General features: G+C 61.4%; 13 protein-coding genes. All 13 read right to left on the bottom strand.

The genetic code is table 11. The features are described from left to right. Positions 1-101: 101 nt before the first annotated feature. The 13 genes from kdsA to rseP all read right to left on the bottom strand — a co-directional run bounded on the left by kdsA (position 102) and on the right by rseP (position 17,430). Positions 102-947 (bottom strand): 3-deoxy-8-phosphooctulonate synthase, encoded by an 846-nt coding sequence (gene kdsA / locus ACF8K2_RS15840; RefSeq protein ID WP_186555420.1) that lies wholly within the window; start codon positions 945-947, stop codon positions 102-104. 3 nt (positions 948-950) lie between these two features. Next, the gene (locus ACF8K2_RS15835) at positions 951-2,579 is read right to left on the bottom strand and encodes a CTP synthase (protein WP_186555421.1); all 1,629 of its coding nucleotides are present in this window, start codon (positions 2,577-2,579) and stop codon (positions 951-953) included. Between the two features lie 270 nt (positions 2,580-2,849). Beyond that, positions 2,850-4,145, bottom strand: a complete 1,296-nt coding sequence (gene tilS, locus ACF8K2_RS15830) for a tRNA lysidine(34) synthetase TilS (protein ID WP_392465869.1) — start codon at positions 4,143-4,145, stop codon at positions 2,850-2,852. 126 nt (positions 4,146-4,271) lie between these two features. Beyond that, positions 4,272-5,219 (bottom strand): acetyl-CoA carboxylase carboxyl transferase subunit alpha, encoded by a 948-nt coding sequence (locus ACF8K2_RS15825; RefSeq protein WP_186555423.1) that lies wholly within the window; start codon positions 5,217-5,219, stop codon positions 4,272-4,274. A gap of 105 nt (positions 5,220-5,324) precedes the next feature. Continuing rightward, the gene (gene dnaE, locus ACF8K2_RS15820; protein WP_392465864.1) at positions 5,325-8,849 is read right to left on the bottom strand and encodes a DNA polymerase III subunit alpha; all 3,525 of its coding nucleotides are present in this window, start codon (positions 8,847-8,849) and stop codon (positions 5,325-5,327) included. Positions 8,850-8,960: 111 nt separating this feature from the next. Continuing rightward, entirely contained in the window at positions 8,961-9,584 is a 624-nt protein-coding gene (rnhB, locus tag ACF8K2_RS15815; protein ID WP_392465862.1) for a ribonuclease HII, read from the bottom strand. Further along, the gene (gene lpxB / locus ACF8K2_RS15810; RefSeq protein WP_392465860.1) at positions 9,585-10,712 is read right to left on the bottom strand and encodes a lipid-A-disaccharide synthase; all 1,128 of its coding nucleotides are present in this window, start codon (positions 10,710-10,712) and stop codon (positions 9,585-9,587) included. 1 nt (position 10,713) lies between these two features. After that, positions 10,714-11,490, bottom strand: coding sequence for an acyl-ACP--UDP-N-acetylglucosamine O-acyltransferase (gene lpxA, locus ACF8K2_RS15805; protein WP_186555427.1), 777 nt, complete (start codon positions 11,488-11,490; stop codon positions 10,714-10,716). Next, a complete protein-coding gene (gene fabZ, locus ACF8K2_RS15800) occupies positions 11,487-11,927 on the bottom strand; it encodes a 3-hydroxyacyl-ACP dehydratase FabZ (protein ID WP_011535269.1) in 441 nt (146 codons plus the stop codon). The genes lpxA and fabZ overlap by 4 nt, the downstream gene beginning before the upstream one ends. A gap of 113 nt (positions 11,928-12,040) precedes the next feature. Next, entirely contained in the window at positions 12,041-13,096 is a 1,056-nt protein-coding gene (lpxD, locus tag ACF8K2_RS15795) for a UDP-3-O-(3-hydroxymyristoyl)glucosamine N-acyltransferase (RefSeq protein ID WP_392465857.1), read from the bottom strand. 1 nt (position 13,097) lies between these two features. Then, on the bottom strand, positions 13,098-13,601 hold the full coding sequence (locus tag ACF8K2_RS15790; protein ID WP_186555429.1) for an OmpH family outer membrane protein: 504 nt from the start codon (positions 13,599-13,601) through the stop codon (positions 13,098-13,100). Between the two features lie 44 nt (positions 13,602-13,645). Then, positions 13,646-16,006 (bottom strand): outer membrane protein assembly factor BamA, encoded by a 2,361-nt coding sequence (bamA, locus tag ACF8K2_RS15785; protein WP_186555430.1) that lies wholly within the window; start codon positions 16,004-16,006, stop codon positions 13,646-13,648. A 71-nt stretch (positions 16,007-16,077) separates the two neighbouring features. Further along, entirely contained in the window at positions 16,078-17,430 is a 1,353-nt protein-coding gene (gene rseP, locus ACF8K2_RS15780) for an RIP metalloprotease RseP (protein ID WP_186555431.1), read from the bottom strand. Positions 17,431-17,474 lie beyond the last annotated feature (44 nt).

Here is a 17,474-nt window from a genome sequence, read left to right as displayed (position 1 = left end):
TTTCACCAGGCGAATATGCAGAGGGCAGGCCTGGCGAAGGGGGAGCCCCTGACCGGAAGGTCAGGGGTAGAACGGGCGGTACTTTACCCGAGAAATGAGCTTTACGCGGTTTCTACCGTCGGAAAACTTTTCACCAGGTCGTCCAGCTGCTTGAGCTGAGCCAGGAACGGCTCCAGCTTGTCCAGACGCAGGGCACACGGGCCATCGCACTTGGCGTTGTCCGGATCCGGATGGGCTTCCAAGAACAAGCCCGCCAGGCCTTGGCTCATACCCGCCTTGGCCAGGTCGGTAACCTGCGCACGGCGACCACCGGCGGAGTCGGCGCGACCACCCGGGGTTTGCAGGGCGTGGGTCACGTCGAAGAACACCGGGTACTCGAACTGCTTCATGATGCCGAAGCCGAGCATGTCGACCACCAGGTTGTTGTAGCCGAAGCTCGAACCACGCTCGCAGAGGATCAACTGGTCGTTACCCGCCTCGACGCACTTGTTGAGAATATGCTTCATCTCTTGCGGTGCGAGGAACTGGGCCTTCTTGATGTTGATCACCGCGCCGGTCTTGGCCATGGCCACCACCAGATCGGTCTGCCGCGAGAGGAAGGCAGGCAACTGGATGATGTCGCACACCTTGGCTACCGGCTCGCACTGGTACGGTTCGTGGACATCGGTGATCACCGGCACATTGAAGGTCTGCTTGATCTCTTCGAAGATCTTCAGCCCTTCTTCCATGCCAGGACCACGGTACGAGGTGACCGAGGAACGGTTAGCCTTGTCGAAGCTCGCCTTGAACACGTAGGGGATACCGAGCTTCTCGGTAACCCGCACGTACTCTTCGCAGACCTTCATGGCCAGGTCACGCGATTCCAGCACGTTCATGCCGCCGAACAGGACGAACGGCTTGTCGTTGGCGATCTCGATGTTACCGACGCGAATGATCTTCTGGGTCATGGATCAGGCCTTGTTCTTCTGCGCCAGGGCCGCCTTGACGAAACCACTGAACAGCGGGTGGCCGTCACGCGGGGTCGAGGTGAACTCTGGGTGGAACTGGCAAGCGACGAACCATGGATGATCCTTGGACTCGACCACTTCGACCAGCGCGCCGTCGCCGGAACGACCGGAAATCACCAGGCCAGCATCGACCAACTGTGGCAGCAGGTTGTTGTTGACTTCGTAGCGGTGGCGGTGACGCTCGACGATCACATCCTTGCCGTAGCAGTCATGGACTTTCGAGTTACCGCTGAGCTGGCATTCCTGTGCACCCAGACGCATGGTGCCGCCCAGGTCGGAGGCCTCGGTACGGGTTTCGACGGTACCGGTGTTGTCGGCCCACTCGGTGATCAGGCCAACCACCGGATGACCGCTGTTGCGATCGAACTCGGTGGAGTTGGCGTCGGTCCAGCCCATGACGTTACGGGCGAACTCGATCACGGCGACCTGCATGCCCAGGCAGATGCCCAGGTATGGCACTTTGTTCTCACGGGCGAACTGCACAGCCTTGATCTTGCCTTCGACGCCGCGCAGACCGAAACCACCCGGAACCAGGATGGCGTCAGCGCCTTCGAGCAGGCTGGTGCCTTGGTTCTCGATGTCTTCGGAGTCGATGTAGCGCAGGTTGACCTTGGTACGGTTCTGGATACCGGCGTGGCTCATCGCTTCGATCAGCGACTTGTAGGCATCGAGCAGTTCCATGTACTTGCCGACCATGGCGATGGTGACTTCCTGCTCTGGGTTGAGCTTGGCGTCTACCACCTTGTCCCACTCGGACAGGTCGGCACCGTTGCACTGCAGGCCGAAGCGCTCGACGACGAAGTCGTCCAGGCCCTGTGCATGCAGTACGCCTGGGATCTTGTAGATGGTGTCGACGTCTTCCAGGGAGATCACCGCACGCTCTTCAACGTTGGTGAACAGTGCAATCTTGCGGCGCGAGGAAGCGTCGACCGGGTGGTCGGAGCGGCAGATCAGCACGTCAGGCTGCAGGCCGATGGAGCGCAGCTCCTTGACCGAGTGCTGGGTCGGCTTGGTCTTGGTCTCGCCAGCGGTGGCGATGTACGGGACCAGGGTCAGGTGCATCAGCATGGCGCGCTTGGAGCCCACTTCGACGCGCAGCTGGCGGATGGCCTCGAGGAACGGCTGCGACTCGATGTCACCCACGGTACCGCCGATTTCCACCAGGGCCACGTCGGCATCGCCGGCGCCCTTGATGATGCGACGCTTGATCTCGTCGGTGATGTGCGGGATGACCTGGATGGTCGCGCCCAGGTAATCACCACGGCGCTCTTTGCGCAGCACGTGCTCGTAGATACGGCCGGTGGTGAAGTTGTTGTTCTGGGTCATCGTGGTGCGGATGAACCGCTCGTAGTGGCCCAGGTCAAGGTCGGTCTCGGCGCCGTCGTGGGTGACGAACACCTCACCGTGCTGGAACGGGCTCATGGTGCCCGGATCGACGTTGATGTACGGATCCAGCTTGAGCATGGTGACCTTCAGGCCCCGCGCTTCCAGGATGGCCGCCAGGGAAGCCGAGGCAATGCCTTTCCCCAATGAAGAAACAACACCGCCCGTGACGAATATGTAGCGCGTCATGAAAAACCCTAGAAGTCTGCGTTAAAGCGGCCAGCGCCGCCGGAGAAAGCGAAGGAAGGCCGAAGCCCCCGATCACCTGCGTCAATCACAGTGCATCTCGAAAAACTGCCGCGTCTGTACAGACCAGGGGTTTCCCCGGCATGGAGCTCGCTCGTCATTTTAAGAAATCAGCCCAGCAAAAAACTGCTTGGTAATCGGCAACTGCTGTGTTTTCGATGAAGCCACAGAAGTTGTATCAAGAAGGGAGGGTAGTCTACCGGAATGTACCCTTCAGCTCAAACCTTGCGCGTTCGTCGGCATCTGCCAATGCAACTGGCAGTCGCCCTGCCCCAGTGCAGGCAAATTGGCCACTGCCAGCAAACGCTCGCCCTGATACAGCAAAGGCAAGCGTGAACGCAGGAAATGCGGGACCTGCTGCTCGTTGAGCAGGCGCTTGAGATCGCGCCGGCCTCGCCCGGCCAGCTCCAGCACTTCACCGCCCTGGCGATAGGCGATATGCAGGTTTTGCAGGGGTGGAGCGCTGCACAGGCGCACGCTGCCATTGCCTGGCAGGTGCAGCGGTTTGCTGGGATCAGCCCATGGCTGGGTACCCTCAGGGGTTTGGAGCCAGTCGCCGCTCAGCCACCAGATGCGGCCATGGCTGCGCTGCAGCACACCGTCGGTCAGACGCCACACTGGCTGAGCATCGACAGCGGCATCGCGCAGGGCCTCCCAGCCTACCCAGTGCCGTGCGTCGGGTAACCGCGTGCGCGTCCTGAGCCAATACTGCAAAGCGTTGCGCTGACGAGTGACTGACAACGCCCGCAAGGCATCCAGGGCCAGTGAATCCAAGCCCTGCCATGGCGCCGAGGCACTTTGCCCTGCGCCGACAAGGTCATCGCGAGCGAGCTCGTCCAGCAAGCCCAGCGCTTCGCTCAGGTGTTCGGCACTGCGCGCCAGGTTCTGCTCAGCCTGCGGCCAACGCTGACGTAGCAGTGGCAATACTTCCCTGCGCAGGTAGTTGCGCGCGAACGTGGTATCGCCATTACTGGGATCTTCGATCCAGGCCAGCCGGGCGTGTTCGGCATAGGCTTGAAGCTGCCTGCGCGACAGGTTCAGCAGCGGCCTGACCAGCCGACCCTGCCCTACCGGCCGGGATGAGGGCATGCCGGCCAGACCGCGCAACCCTGCCCCGCGCAACAAGCGAAACAGCAAGGTTTCAGCCTGGTCGTCGCGGTGCTGCCCGGTGAACAGCACATCACCTGGGCCGAGGATATCGATGAAGGCCTTGTAGCGCGCATCACGGGCTGCCTGTTCGAGGCTAGCGCCGGGAGCGACCTGGACGTGGATAACCTGCAGCTCGATAGCCAGGCTGTCGCAGATGGATTGGCAATGGGCGGGCCAGCCGTCGGCAGCAGGCTGCAGGCCATGGTGGACATGGATGGCGCGCAAGGGCGGTGTGACGTGGGTGCTGGCGTAGTCAGCCAGAAGGTGCAGGAGGACGGTGGAGTCCAGGCCGCCGGAGAAGGCGACGTGCCAGGCGGGGGCTTTTAGCCACGGAGTCAGCGAGGAAGTGAGGTCGATCATCAAAAGCCCCACTTAAGACATCTCGTGGGAGCGGGCTTGCCCCGCGATGGCGTCCGATCAGGCCAGCATGATGGGCCGATTGACGCTATCGCGGGGCAAGCCCGCTCCCACGAAGAGTGCAGTACGTTAGAGACCGTAGCTCATCAGGCGATCATAACGGCGCTTGAGCAGGGCTTCGTTATCGAGCTTGCCGAGCATATCCAGCTGCTCGACCAGGTCGGCACGGATGCTTTCGGACATTTTCGCAGGGTCGCGGTGGGCGCCGCCCAGCGGCTCCTGGATGACCTTGTCGACGATGTTCAGGCTCTTCAAGCGCTCGGCAGTGATACCCATCGCTTCAGCGGCATCGGCAGCCTTGTCGGCGGTCTTCCACAGGATCGAGGCGCAACCTTCCGGCGAGATCACCGAGTAGGTGGAGTACTGCAGCATGTTCAGCTGGTCGCACACGCCAATGGCCAGTGCGCCGCCCGAACCACCTTCACCGATCACGGTAGCGATGATCGGCGTCTTCAGGCGGGCCATGACGCGCAGGTTCCAGGCAATCGCCTCGCTCTGGTTGCGCTCTTCGGCGTCGATACCTGGATAGGCGCCCGGAGTATCGATGAAGGTCAGGATCGGCATCTTGAAGCGTTCGGCCATTTCCATCAGGCGGCAGGCCTTGCGGTAGCCTTCCGGACGCGGCATGCCGAAGTTGCGGCGCACCTTCTCACGGACTTCACGGCCCTTCTGGTGACCGATGACCATCACCGGCTTGCCATCCAGACGCGCAGTACCACCTACGATGGCGGCGTCATCGGAGAAGTGACGATCACCGTGCAGTTCTTCGAACTCGGTGAAGATGTGCTGCAGGTAGTCCAGGGTATAAGGACGACGCGGGTGACGTGCCAGGCGAGCGATCTGCCAGCTGGTCAGATTGCCGAAAATGCTTTCGGTGAGGGTGCTGCTCTTGTCTTGCAGACGGGCAATCTCATCGCTGATGTTCAGCGAGTTGTCGTTACCGACCAGGCGCAGCTCTTCGATCTTGGCTTGCAGGTCGGCAATCGGCTGTTCGAAATCGAGGAAATTCGGGTTCATAGGCATCCGTCTTGGGTCTACGGCCAGGCGGCCGGCCGGTTGATCCGTTTGGCGCCCTACCTTAAGGGATCAGGCGCGTTCAGGTCGAGATTAAAATTCGTCGCTTTAGCGGTATTGCAGGAAGACGTTCTCACGCCCGAACTGGTCACGCAGGGCCTGAATCAGGCCATCGGCTGGGTCAATTGACCATTCGTCGCCAAAGCGCAACATGGCTTTGGCATCACTGCCGGTATATTCCAGGGTGATCGGGCAACCACCGCGATGGCGGGTGATCAATTCACCCAGCCAGCTCAGCCGATCGCCCTTGAGCGCGTCATGCGCCACTTTAAGGCGCAGGCTTTCGGCCAGCCGCGTGCGCGCATCTTCCATGGTCATCACTTGCTTGACCCGCAGGCGCAGGCCGCCGGAGAAGTCGTCGTTACTGACCTCGCCTTCGATCACTACCATCGCATCGGTCTGCAACAGCGCTTGCGCGGCCATGAAGGCGTCGGCGAACAGCGAGGCCTCGATCCGCCCAGAGCGGTCGTCGAGGGTGACGAAGCCCATCTTGTCGCCCTTCTTGTTCTTCATTACCCGCAGAGCAATGATCATGCCGGCCACCGTCTGCACTTCACGGGACGGCTTGAGGTCGATGATGCGCTGGCGGGCGAAGCGGCGGATCTCGCTTTCGTATTCGTCGATCGGGTGACCGGTAAGGTACAGGCCGAGGGTGTCTTTCTCGCCCTTCAAGCGCTCCTTGAGGGTCAGCTCACGGACCTTGTGGTGGTTGGCGTAGACGTCGACATCTTCTTCGACGAACAGCCCGCCAAACAGGTCGACGTGACCACTATCGGCCGTACGCGCAGTCTGTTCGGCCGATTTCACCGCTTCTTCCAGTGCCGACAGCAGCACGGCCCGGTTGCGGTCGATGTTGGCCTGGTAGGCCTTGATCTCGTCATGGAAGTGCGGGCCGAGACGGTCCAGCGCACCACTGCGGATCAACGCATCGAGGGTACGTTTGTTGACGCGCTTGAGGTCGATACGCTCGCAGAAATCGAACAAGTCCTTGAACGGCCCGCCCTTGGCCCGCGCCTCGACGATCGCTTCCACCGGCCCCTCACCGACGCCCTTGATCGCGCCCAGGCCATAGATGATGCGGCCATCGTCGTTGACCGTGAACTTGAACTCGGACATGTTCACATCCGGCGCATCGAGGCGCAGCTTCATGCTGCGCACTTCCTCGATCAGCACCACCACCTTGTCGGTGTTGTGCATATCCGCCGACAGCACCGCAGCCATGAACGGCGCCGGGTAATGCGTCTTGAGCCAGGCGGTCTGATAGGAAACCAGACCATAGGCCGCCGAGTGCGACTTGTTGAAACCGTAGCCGGCGAATTTTTCTACCAGGTCGAAGATGTTCCCCGCCAAGTCGCCATCGATGCCGTTGTTGGCACAACCTTCGATAAAGCCCCCGCGCTGCTTGGCCATCTCTTCGGGCTTTTTCTTACCCATCGCTCGGCGCAGCATGTCGGCGCCACCGAGGGTATAGCCGGCCATGACCTGGGCGATCTGCATCACCTGTTCCTGATACAGGATGATGCCGTAGGTCGGTGCCAGCACCGGCTGCAGGCCTTCGTACTGGTAGTCCGGGTGCGGGTAGGCCAGCTCGGCGCGGCCATGCTTACGGTTGATGAAGTCATCCACCATGCCCGACTGCAGCGGACCTGGGCGGAACAGCGCCACCAGTGCGATGAGGTCTTCCAGGCAGTCGGGCTTGAGCTTTTTGATCAGCTCTTTCATGCCGCGCGATTCGAGCTGGAACACCGCCGTGGTTTCGGCCTTTTGCAGCAGCTCGTAGGTTTTCTTGTCGTCCAGTGGGATGAAGTCGATATTCAGGTCGGGCAGGCCGCTCTTGGCCTGCTCACGGTTGATCGTCTCCATCGCCCACTTGATGATGGTCAGGGTCCGCAGACCGAGGAAGTCGAACTTCACCAGGCCAGCAGCCTCGACGTCATCCTTGTCGAACTGGGTTACCAGGCCGCCGCCTTCTTCGTCACAAGCAATGGGCGAGAAATCAGTGAGCTTGGTCGGTGCGATAACCACACCACCGGCGTGCTTGCCGGTACCGCGGGTAACCCCCTCGAGCTTGAGGGCCATTTCCCAGATCTCGCGCGCATCCTCATCGCCCTTGAGGAAGTCACGCAGGATCTCTTCCTGCTCGTAGGCCTTCTCCAGGGTCATGCCGACTTCGAACGGAATCATCTTCGACAGACGGTCGGCCAAGCCATAGGACTTGCCCTGCACCCGCGCCACGTCGCGCACCACTGCCTTGGCCGCCATGGTGCCGAAGGTGATGATCTGGCTGACCGCGTTACGTCCGTAGGCATCGGCCACATACTCGATCACCCGGTCCCGACCGTCCATGCAGAAGTCGACGTCGAAGTCGGGCATCGATACCCGTTCGGGGTTGAGGAAACGCTCGAACAGCAGGTCGTAGGCCAGCGGGTCGAGGTCGGTAATTTTCAGTACATACGCAACCAGCGAGCCTGCACCCGAACCCCGGCCTGGACCTACCGGCACGCCGTTGTTCTTGGCCCACTTGATGAAGTCCATAACGATCAGGAAGTAACCGGGGAAGCCCATCTGGATGATGATATCCAGCTCGAACTTCAAGCGGTCGAGGTAGACCTGGCGCTTGGCCTCGTAATCTTCAGTGGTGTCCTTGGGCAGGATGACCGTCAGGCGCTCTTCCAGGCCTTCATGGGAAACATGGCGCAGATAGTCGTCGATACCCATACCGTTGGGCGTGGGGAAGTCGGGCAGGAAGTGCTTGCCCAGCTGCACCTGGATGTTGCAGCGCTTGGCGATCTCGACGGTGTTGGCGATGGCATCCGGCAGATCGCTGAACAGCTCGGCCATCTCTTCCGGGCTTTTCAGGTACTGCTGGTCGCTGTACATGCGCGGACGACGTGGGTCGTCCAGGGTCCAGCCCTCGCCGATACAGACGCGCGTCTCGTGGGCATCGAAGTCGGTTTGCTTGATGAAGCGCACATCGTTGGTTGCCACCAGCGGCGCACCCAGCCGGTCGGCCAGGGCCACGGCAGCGTGCAGGTACTCTTCGTCGCCGGCACGATTGGTGCGCTGCACCTCGACATAGAAGCGCTCAGGGAACATCGCCATCCAGTCGCGCAGCAACGCCTCGGCGTCATCGGTGCGACCGCCAAGCAAGGCCATGCCGATATCACCCTCGCGGGCCGCAGACAGGGCAATCAGCCCTTCGCTGGCCGGCGCGATCCAGTCACGCTGGATGACCACCAGGCCATTGCGCTGACCATCGACCCAACCGCGCGAGATCAGCTCGGTGAGGTTGCGATAGCCCTTGGGGTTCATGGCCAAAAAGCAGATGCGCGACAGCGGTGCTTCCGGGTCTGCACCGGCCAGCCACAGGTCGGCGCCGCAGATCGGCTTGATTCCGGCGCCCATGGCGTTCTTGTAGAACTTCACCAGCGAGCACATGTTGCTCTGGTCGGTAATCGCCACCGCCGGCATGTTCATCCCGGCCAAGGCCTTGGCCAGCGGCTTGATCCGCACCAGGCCATCGACCAGGGAGAACTCGGAGTGCACGCGAAGGTGAACGAAGGAAACCGACATGGAGGGTCCTATAGCAGAGCAAGACAACAAGCGCGGGATTGTACCGCAACAGGCAAAGATTGAGTGGCGCGGTGAAACAATTGGGGCCGCTGCGCGGCCCCAATAAGCGGATCAGATCAGCGAGGTAGAGACGCCCTCACGCGCCTCCCAAGCCGCACGCACCGGCGCGAACGAGCGCCGGTGAATCGGCGTTGGCCCTAACCGTGCCAGCGCTTCCAGATGCACCGGAGTCGGATACCCCTTGTGCCCGCCCATCCCATAACCCGGATAGATCAGCTCGAACGCGCTCATCTCCCGATCACGGGTGACCTTGGCCAAAATCGACGCCGCAGCGATCGCCGGCACCTGGGCATCGCCCTGCACCACCGGCGCCGCTGGCACGGCCAGCTTGGGGCAACGATTGCCGTCGATCAGCGCCAGTTTCGGCGTGATGCTCAAGCCCTCGACCGCGCGCTGCATGGCCAACATGGTCGCCTGGAGAATGTTCAGGCGGTCGATCTCTTCGACCTCGGCGCGAGCAATGCAAAAGGCCAGGGCCTTTTCACAGATTTCGTCGGACAGCGCCTCGCGCTTGGCCTCGGTGAGCTTCTTCGAGTCGTTCAGGCCCAGGATCGGCCGTTTGGGGTCAAGAATCACCGCAGCGGTGACCACCGCGCCGCACAGCGGGCCGCGACCGACTTCATCGACACCGGCGACCAGCTCTTCGACCAGGTTGAAATCCAGTCCCATCTGCATCTAGCGTTGCTCCAGCAAGGCAAGCACCGCCTCTGCCGCCTGGTTCGAGGCGTCACGACGCAAGGTGCGATGAATCTGATCAAAGCTTTCGGTTTGCTGGCTGCCATCGGCCACCAGTGGGGCCAGGGTCTGCGCCAGGGCCTCGCTGGTCGCAGCGTCCTGCAGTAGTTCGGGCACCAACAGGCGCTGAGCCAGCAGGTTGGGCAACGACACGTACGGGCTCTTCACCAGGCGCTTGAGGATCCAGTAGGTCAACGGTGCCAGGCGATAGGCGACGACCATCGGCCGTTTGTACAGCATCGCCTCCAGCGTCGCCGTGCCCGAAGCGATCAACACCGCGTCGCAGGCTGCCAGCGCTTGGTGCGACCGACCGTCAAGCAAGGTCAACGGTAGGTCGCGGCCTTCGAGCATCTGCTCAACCTGGGCGCGACGCGCCTGATTGGCGCATGGCAGCACGAAGCGCACCCCCGGCACCAACTGGCGCAGGCGCTCGGCAGCATCCATGAACAATGCGCCCAAACGGCCGACTTCACCGCCGCGGCTGCCCGGCATCAGCGCGACCAGTGGCCCCGCGCTCAAACCAAGTTCAGCGCGCGCGGCTTGTCGATCAGCATCCAGCGGGATGCTATCGGCCAGCGGATGACCGACGAAGCGCACCGGTACGCCCTGCTCTTCGTAGAACCGCGCCTCGAATGGCAGCAGCGTCAGCATCAGGTCGCAACCCTCACGGATCTTCAGCACCCGCTTCTGCCGCCACGCCCACACCGAAGGGCTGACGTAGTGCACGGTCTTGATCCCCGCCTGACGCAGCTTGAGTTCGATATTGAGGGTGAAATCCGGCGCATCGATGCCGATGAACACATCCGGCGTCTCGGCGATCAGGGTCTGGATCAAGGCCTTGCGGCGCTTGAGCAGCTCGCGTAGGCGCCCCAGCACTTCCACCAGGCCCATCACCGCCAGGCGCTCCATGGGGAAGTACGACTGCATGCCTTCGGCCTCCATCAACGGACCGCCGACACCGATGAACCGCACCTCGGGATGACGCGCCTTGAGCGCACGCATCAAGCCCGAGCCAAGAATGTCGCCGCTGGCCTCGCCCGCGACCAACGCTACGCAGAGCTGGCCCATGTCAGCGGGTGATGCCGCGAGCGGAATTCACGATCGACTCACGGAACAGCGCAACCTCAGGGTGTTGGCTGGCGAGCTCTTCGAGCTCTTTGAGCGCGTCTTCAACCGTCAGGCCTTGGCGATAGACCGTCTTGTAGGCGCGTCGCAAGGCATGGATCACTTCATCGCTGAAACCACGACGACGCATACCCTCGAAGTTCATGCTGCGCGCTTCGGCAGGGCTGCCGAACACGGTGACGAAGGCTGGCACGTCTTTGCCGATCGCGGTGCCCATGCCAGAAAACGCATGCGCGCCAATATGGCAGTACTGATGCACCAGGGTGTAACCAGACAGGATCGCCCAGTCGCCAACGTGCACATGGCCCGCCAGGGCAGTGTTATTGACCAGGATGCAATGATTGCCGATCACGCTGTCGTGGCCGATGTGGGCATAGGCCATGATCAGGTTGTGATCGCCCAGGGTGGTTTCCGCGCGGTCCTGGATAGTGCCACGGTGGATGGTCACGCCTTCGCGAATGACATTGTGGTCGCCAATCACCAAGCGCGTGGCCTCACCCTTGTACTTGAGGTCAGGGGTGTCTTCACCAATCGAGGAAAACTGGTAGATGCGGTTGTGCTTGCCGATCCGGGTCGGCCCTTTGAGCACAACGTGCGGGCCGATGACGGTGCCCTCCCCGATTTCGACATCGGGCCCTACGATCGACCAGGGGCCCACCTCGACGCCATCGGCCAGCTTGGCCGAAGGGTCGATGATCGCCCGCGGATCAATCGAATTCATAGGGAACGTTCCGCGCAGGTAATTTCAGCCGAGCAGACTGGCTTGCCATCGACCAGGGCGCGGCACTCGAACTTCCAGATCATGCTCTTGCGGCTGAGGAACTTGGCTTCCAGCACCAGTTGATCGCCCGGCAGTACCGGCTGACGGAAACGCAGCTTGTCGGAGCCGACGAAATAGTAGAGCGTGCCATCGGCAGGCTTGGCGTCAAGCATCTTGAATCCGAGAATCCCGGCCGCCTGGGCCATCGCCTCGATGATCAGCACGCCCGGCATGATTGGATGCGCGGGGAAATGGCCATTGAAGAACGGCTCATTGATGCTGACATTCTTGTAGGCACGAATGCTCTGGGCCTCGAAGTCCAGCTCCGTCACACGGTCCACCAACAGGAACGGGTAACGGTGAGGCAGGTATTCGCGAATCTCGTTGATGTCCATCATTTCGGGGGGAAGCCTGTAATAAGAATAGGGAGCGCAGGTGCTGACCACACGCTCCTTTTGCAATCCAAAGAGGAGCCAGCTAGCGACGGTTCACTCTTGCTCAGGAAATGGTATCAGCCTTCTGATGTCGGCTGGCCACCTGAGGTCACGGTATCGACACGTTTTTCCAGTTGCTGGAGACGCTTGGCCATCTCGTCCAGCTGACGAATGCGCGCCGCGCTCTTGCGCCAATCGCCCAAGGTCTGCATGGCGGTACCCGAAGAATAGCCACCCGGCTCGGTGATCGAACGGGTAACCATGGTCATGCCGGAGACGAATACGTTGTCGCACACATCGATATGACCGACCATGCCGACGCCGCCGGCGATGGTGCAATGCTTGCCGATGCGGGTGCTGCCAGAAATGCCGACACAGGCCGCCATCGCGGTGTGGTCGCCAATCTGCACGTTGTGGGCGATCTGGATCTGGTTATCCAGCTTGACCCCGTCGCCAATGCGCGTGGCCGACAGCGCGCCGCGGTCGACCGCAGTGTTCACACCGATCTCGACATCGTCGCCAATGGTCACGCCGCCGATCTGGGCGATTTTGCGCCACACACCCTTCTCGTTGGCAAAGCCGAAGCCTTCACCGCCGATCACGGCGCCGGACTGAATGGTCACGCGCTGGCCGATGGTCACGTCGTGATACAACGTGACCCGCGGCGCCAACCAGCCACCTTCGCCAATCACGCAGCGAGCACCGATGAAGCAGTGCGCGCCGACGGTCACGTTGGCCGCGATCTGCGCACCACTCTCGATCACCGCGAACGGGCCGATGCTGGCGCTGGCGTCCACCTGGGCATCTTCGGCAACCACGGCGCTGGGATGAATACCCGCCACAGCCTTGGGCTTGGGATCGAACAGATGGGAGATGCGTGCATAGGCAAGGTAAGGATCAGCAACGATCAGCGCATTGCCCGCGTAACCTTCGGCATCCGCGGCCTTGAGCAGTACCGCCGCAGCCTGGGCGTTATCCAGGTACTTGCGGTACTGCGGGTTGGCCAGGAAGCTCAACTGCCCGGGACCGGCCTCCTGCAAGGTGGCCAGGCCGGTGATTTGCAGCGACTCGGGCCCCTTGAGGGTGGCGCCGAGCGCCTCGGCCAGTTGGCCGAGCGTCATGGTCAGGGTCATATCAACGGGCTTGGTTCATGCGCTCGATGACTTGGCGAGTGATGTCGTACTGCGGTTTGACATCGATCACTGCGCCGCGCTCGAGCACCAGGTCAAAGCCACCCTTCTTGATCACTTCTTCCACAGCGCCGTCCAGCTTAGGCTTGAGCTGCTTGAGCATGTCGCGGTCGGCAACGGCCTTGGCTTCGTTGAGTTCCTTGGACTGGAACTGGAAGTCACGTGCTTTTTGCTTGAATTCGAGCTCCAGGCGCTCACGCTCTTGCTGCTGCATCTTGTCGCCGCCCTTGATCAGACGGTCCTGGATGCCCTTGGCGCTGCTTTCCAGGCTCTTGAGCTTGGTCAGTTGTGGGCCGAATTTCTTCTCCGCATCCACTGCGTACTTTTTCGCAGCGTCCGACTCGAGCAGTGCCATCTGGTAGTTCAGCACGGCAACTTTCATTTCGGCGAAAGCCGGGGTGGCGACCAGCGCCGCGGCCATAACGGCCATTTGAGTCAACTTACGCACGATGCACTCCTGAATAAACCGTTGTCGTTAAGCAAGGGCCGACCTTAGAAGGTCTGGCCCAGAGAGAATTGGAACACCTGGGTGTCGGCTTCGTCCGGCTTCTTGATCGGCATCGCCAGGCTGAAGCTCAGCGGGCCCAAGGCCGTAATCCAGGTCACGCCCAGGCCGACCGAGCTGGCCAGGCCAGACAGGCCGACTTTCTCGCAATCAGGCTTGGAGCCGCAATTGGTGTCGAACACGTTACCCACGTCCCAGAACACGGAAGTACGCAGCGAGCGCTGGTCCTTGACGAACGGCAGCGGGAACAGCAACTCGACACCACCTTGGACGAGGACGTTACCACCGAATGGCAGCGGATCCTGATCCGGGTCGGCGACAGTGCCTTGGTTGCCGGTAACGCCCGCACCACGGCTTGGCGTACTACGTGGACCCAAGCTGCTGTCCTTGAAGCCACGCACCGAGTTGAAACCACCCGCGTAGTAGTTCTCATAGAACGGCAGGCCGGAAGTGCCGCCGAAGCCGTCGCCGTAACCCAACTCAGTGTGCAGACGCAGGGTGTAGTCGTTGTTGATTGGCTTGAACAGCTGGCCGCGGTAGTCGAGCTTGTAGAACGACAGGTCGCTGCCCGGCACGGTTGTTTCCAGGGTCAGGCTTTGCGAATGACCACGGGTTGCCAGCACGCCTTTGTTCAGGGTCGACTCGGACCAACCGACCGACGCCTTGAAGTTGAGGAAGTTATCGCCTTCCTTCTCGACGAAGTCGAAGATCTCGTCAACGGTGTAACGGCCAGTCTTGAGTTTGTCCTGCTGTACGGTCAGGCCATAGGTCAGACGCGAGGTTTCGCTGATCGGGTAACCGATGCTGACACCGGCGCCCAGGCTGTCTACTGCGTAGCTGGCTACGTCGACGTCGAGGTCATCGTAGTCGGTGCTGCGGTAGAAGGCGTTGTAACCCAGGCTGACGCCATCGGCAGTCCAGTAGGGGTCAACGAAGCCGAAGTTGTAGCGGGTCTGGTATTCGCTTCGGGTCAGGCCGATCGACACCTTGTTACCGGTACCGAGGAAGTTGGTCTGGCTGATCGAACCACCGAGGATCAGGCCCGCGCTCTGGGCGAAACCGACGCTGGCGGTGATCGAGCCGGAAGCCTGCTCTTCAACGCTGTAGTTGACGTCGACCTGGTCGTCGGTGCCTGGCACTGGCGGGGTCTCGACGTTGACTTCCTTGAAGAAGCCCAGGCGCTCCAGACGGGTCTTGGACTGGTCGATCAGGTAGGTCGACGCCCAGCCGCCTTCCATCTGGCGCATTTCGCGACGCAGCACTTCGTCTTCGGTCTTGGTGTTACCGCGGTAGTTGATGCGGTTGACGTAGGCACGCTTGCCCGGGTCGACCACGAACATGATGTCGACGGTATGGTCTTCATCGTTCGGTTGCGGTACGCCGTTGACGTTGGCGAAGGTATAGCCTTCGTTACCCAGGCGACGGGTGATCAGGTCGGACGTGGTGGTCATCACCTTGCGCGAGAACACCTGGCCAGGCTGCACCAGCAGCAGCGACTTGACCTGGTCTTCCGGCACCTTGAGGTCGCCGGACAGCTTCACGTCACGAACGGTGTACTTCTCACCTTCGTTGATGTTGACGGTGATGTACACGTGCTTCTTGTCCGGGGTAATCGATACCTGGGTCGAAGCGATGTCCATGTTGATGTAGCCGCGGTCCAGGTAGTAGGAACGCAGGCGCTCCAGGTCACCGGAGAGTTTTTCGCGAGCATACTTGTCGTCGTTCTTGAAGAACGACAGCCAGTTGGTGGTCTTGAGCTCGAACAGCTGACCGAGTTCTTCATCATCGAACACGGTGTTGCCCACCACGTTGATGTGCTGGATGGCAGCGACCGTGCCTTCGTTGATCTTGATCTTCAGGCCAACGCGGTTGCGCGGCTGCGGCACCACCTCGGCGTCGACTTCAGCCGAGTAGCGGCCCTGGGCCACGTACTGGCGCTGCAGCTCGTTACGCACACCTTCAAGGGTGGCGCGCTGGAAGATTTCGCCTTCAGCCAGGCCCGACTGCTTGAGACCTTTCATCAGGTCTTCGGTGCTGATCGCCTTGTTGCCTTCGATCTCGATGCTCGACACCGACGGGCGCTCGACCACGTTGATGATCAGGACATTGCCGTCGCGGCTCAGCTGGATGTCCTGGAAGAAGCCGGTCTTGAACAGCGAGCGGGTGGAATCCACCAGGCGACGGTCGTCGGCCTGATCGCCCACGTTCAGGGGCAAGGCGCCGAACACGCTGCCGGCGGACACCCGCTGCAGGCCGTTGACACGAATATCGGAGATGGTGAAGGACTCGGCGTGAACTTCAGCGATCATCAGTGCGGAGAGGACCGCAGTTAGCAGCAGACGTTTCATGAAGTCCTTTTATTCCAACTGGCAATAAACAACCTGCCGCGAAAGGGCGGCAGGTTCGCAATGCGAAGCTTTTATAGTCGACCCAGATCGTTGATCAGGGCGAGCAACATCACCCCTATGACCAAACTGATACCGATCTGGACCCCCCAACCTTGCACCCGATCCGACAGCGGACGACCGCGCGCCAACTCGATCAGGTAGAACAGCAAATGCCCCCCATCCAGTACTGGAATGGGCAGCAGGTTAAGAACCCCCAGGCTTATGCTCAGGTAGGCCAGGAAATTCAGGAAATCCCCAACGCCCGACTGGGCTGAAGCGCCCGCCACTTTAGCAATGGTTATCGGTCCGCTCAAGTTTTTTACCGAGAGCTCCCCGAACAGCATTTTCTTCAGCGATTCAAGGGTCAGTATGCTCATGTTCCAGGTACGCGAGAGGCCCTCGCCCACCGCTTCGAGCGGCCCATAGCTGACTTCGCGGAGCATGTTGGCGGGCCATTCGCCACCTTTGACGCCAGCCCCTAGGTAGCCACCGGAGGCTTGACCTTCGCCTTTACGGGCCAAGGTCACCGGGATATCCAGCACCGCGCCGTCACGCTCGACGCGCAATTGCACCTTGGCCTCGGGACGGGCACGGACACTGTCGACCACTTGTTGCCAGTCGTTCAGGGCAACGCCATCCAGGCTTAGCAGCTTGTCACCGGTCTTGAGCCCGGCAGCCGCAGCCGGCCCCTTCGGATCGATCTCGGCCAGCACCGGGCTGATCACTGGACGCCATGGGCGCAAGCCCAGCGACTGGATCGGGTCAGGCTCATCCGCGCCTTTGAGCCATTGATCGAGCTTGATCTCGTGCTGACGCTCGGCTGTGGCGCCCTCATCGAGAACGCCAACACGCAGCACACCGCTTTCGCCAAGACGCCGCACCAGCTGCAGATTGACCGCTGACCAACCATTGGTCGCCTTACCGTCAACCGAAACGATCTCTTGACCTGCGACCAAGCCAGCAGAAGCGGCCAGGCTCGCCGGCTCAACGGCACCAATCACCGGGCGCACCTGCTGGGTGCCGAGCATGGCCAGGGCCCAGAAGAACACGATGGCCAGGAGGAAGTTGGCAATAGGTCCGGCGGCAACGATGGCGATACGCTGCCCGACCGGTTTGCGATTGAACGATTGATCGACTAGCGCAGGCGGCACGTCGCCCTCGCGCTCGTCGAGCATCTTGACGTAGCCACCCAGCGGAATCGCCGCGACGACGAACTCGGTGCCATGGCGGTCATGCCAGCGCAGCAGCGGCGTGCCGAAACCGACCGAGAAGCGCAGCACCTTGACCCCACAACGGCGGGCCACCCAGAAGTGGCCGAACTCATGGAAAGTGACAAGTACACCCAGCGCCACCAGGGTGCCGATAATCATGTAGAGCGCAGTCATATCCATCTCCGAATGACGTTCAGCACAACTCTGGAGCCACTACG

It is taken from the genome of Pseudomonas sp. xss_2, from assembly GCF_043104195.1.
Taxonomy (GTDB): domain Bacteria; phylum Pseudomonadota; class Gammaproteobacteria; order Pseudomonadales; family Pseudomonadaceae; genus Aquipseudomonas; species Aquipseudomonas urmiensis.
Note: the sequence above shows the minus strand (reverse complement) of the source record. Positions and strands in the feature narration are given on the sequence as shown.

Excerpts from the sequence above, each read along its gene's own strand:
- kdsA (WP_186555420.1), bottom strand. The coding sequence starts at position 947 with ATGACCCAGAAGATCATTCGCGTCGGTAACATCGAGATCGCCAACGAC.
- ACF8K2_RS15835 (WP_186555421.1), bottom strand. The coding sequence starts at position 2,579 with ATGACGCGCTACATATTCGTCACGGGCGGTGTTGTTTCTTCATTGGGG.
- tilS (WP_392465869.1), bottom strand. The coding sequence starts at position 4,145 with ATGATCGACCTCACTTCCTCGCTGACTCCGTGGCTAAAAGCCCCCGCC.
- ACF8K2_RS15825 (WP_186555423.1), bottom strand. The coding sequence starts at position 5,219 with ATGAACCCGAATTTCCTCGATTTCGAACAGCCGATTGCCGACCTGCAA.
- dnaE (WP_392465864.1), bottom strand. The coding sequence starts at position 8,849 with ATGTCGGTTTCCTTCGTTCACCTTCGCGTGCACTCCGAGTTCTCCCTG.
- rnhB (WP_392465862.1), bottom strand. The coding sequence starts at position 9,584 with ATGCAGATGGGACTGGATTTCAACCTGGTCGAAGAGCTGGTCGCCGGT.
- lpxB (WP_392465860.1), bottom strand. The coding sequence starts at position 10,712 with ATGGGCCAGCTCTGCGTAGCGTTGGTCGCGGGCGAGGCCAGCGGCGAC.
- lpxA (WP_186555427.1), bottom strand. The coding sequence starts at position 11,490 with ATGAATTCGATTGATCCGCGGGCGATCATCGACCCTTCGGCCAAGCTG.
- fabZ (WP_011535269.1), bottom strand. The coding sequence starts at position 11,927 with ATGATGGACATCAACGAGATTCGCGAATACCTGCCTCACCGTTACCCG.
- lpxD (WP_392465857.1), bottom strand. The coding sequence starts at position 13,096 with ATGACCCTGACCATGACGCTCGGCCAACTGGCCGAGGCGCTCGGCGCC.
- bamA (WP_186555430.1), bottom strand. The coding sequence starts at position 16,006 with ATGAAACGTCTGCTGCTAACTGCGGTCCTCTCCGCACTGATGATCGCT.
- rseP (WP_186555431.1), bottom strand. The coding sequence starts at position 17,430 with ATGACTGCGCTCTACATGATTATCGGCACCCTGGTGGCGCTGGGTGTA.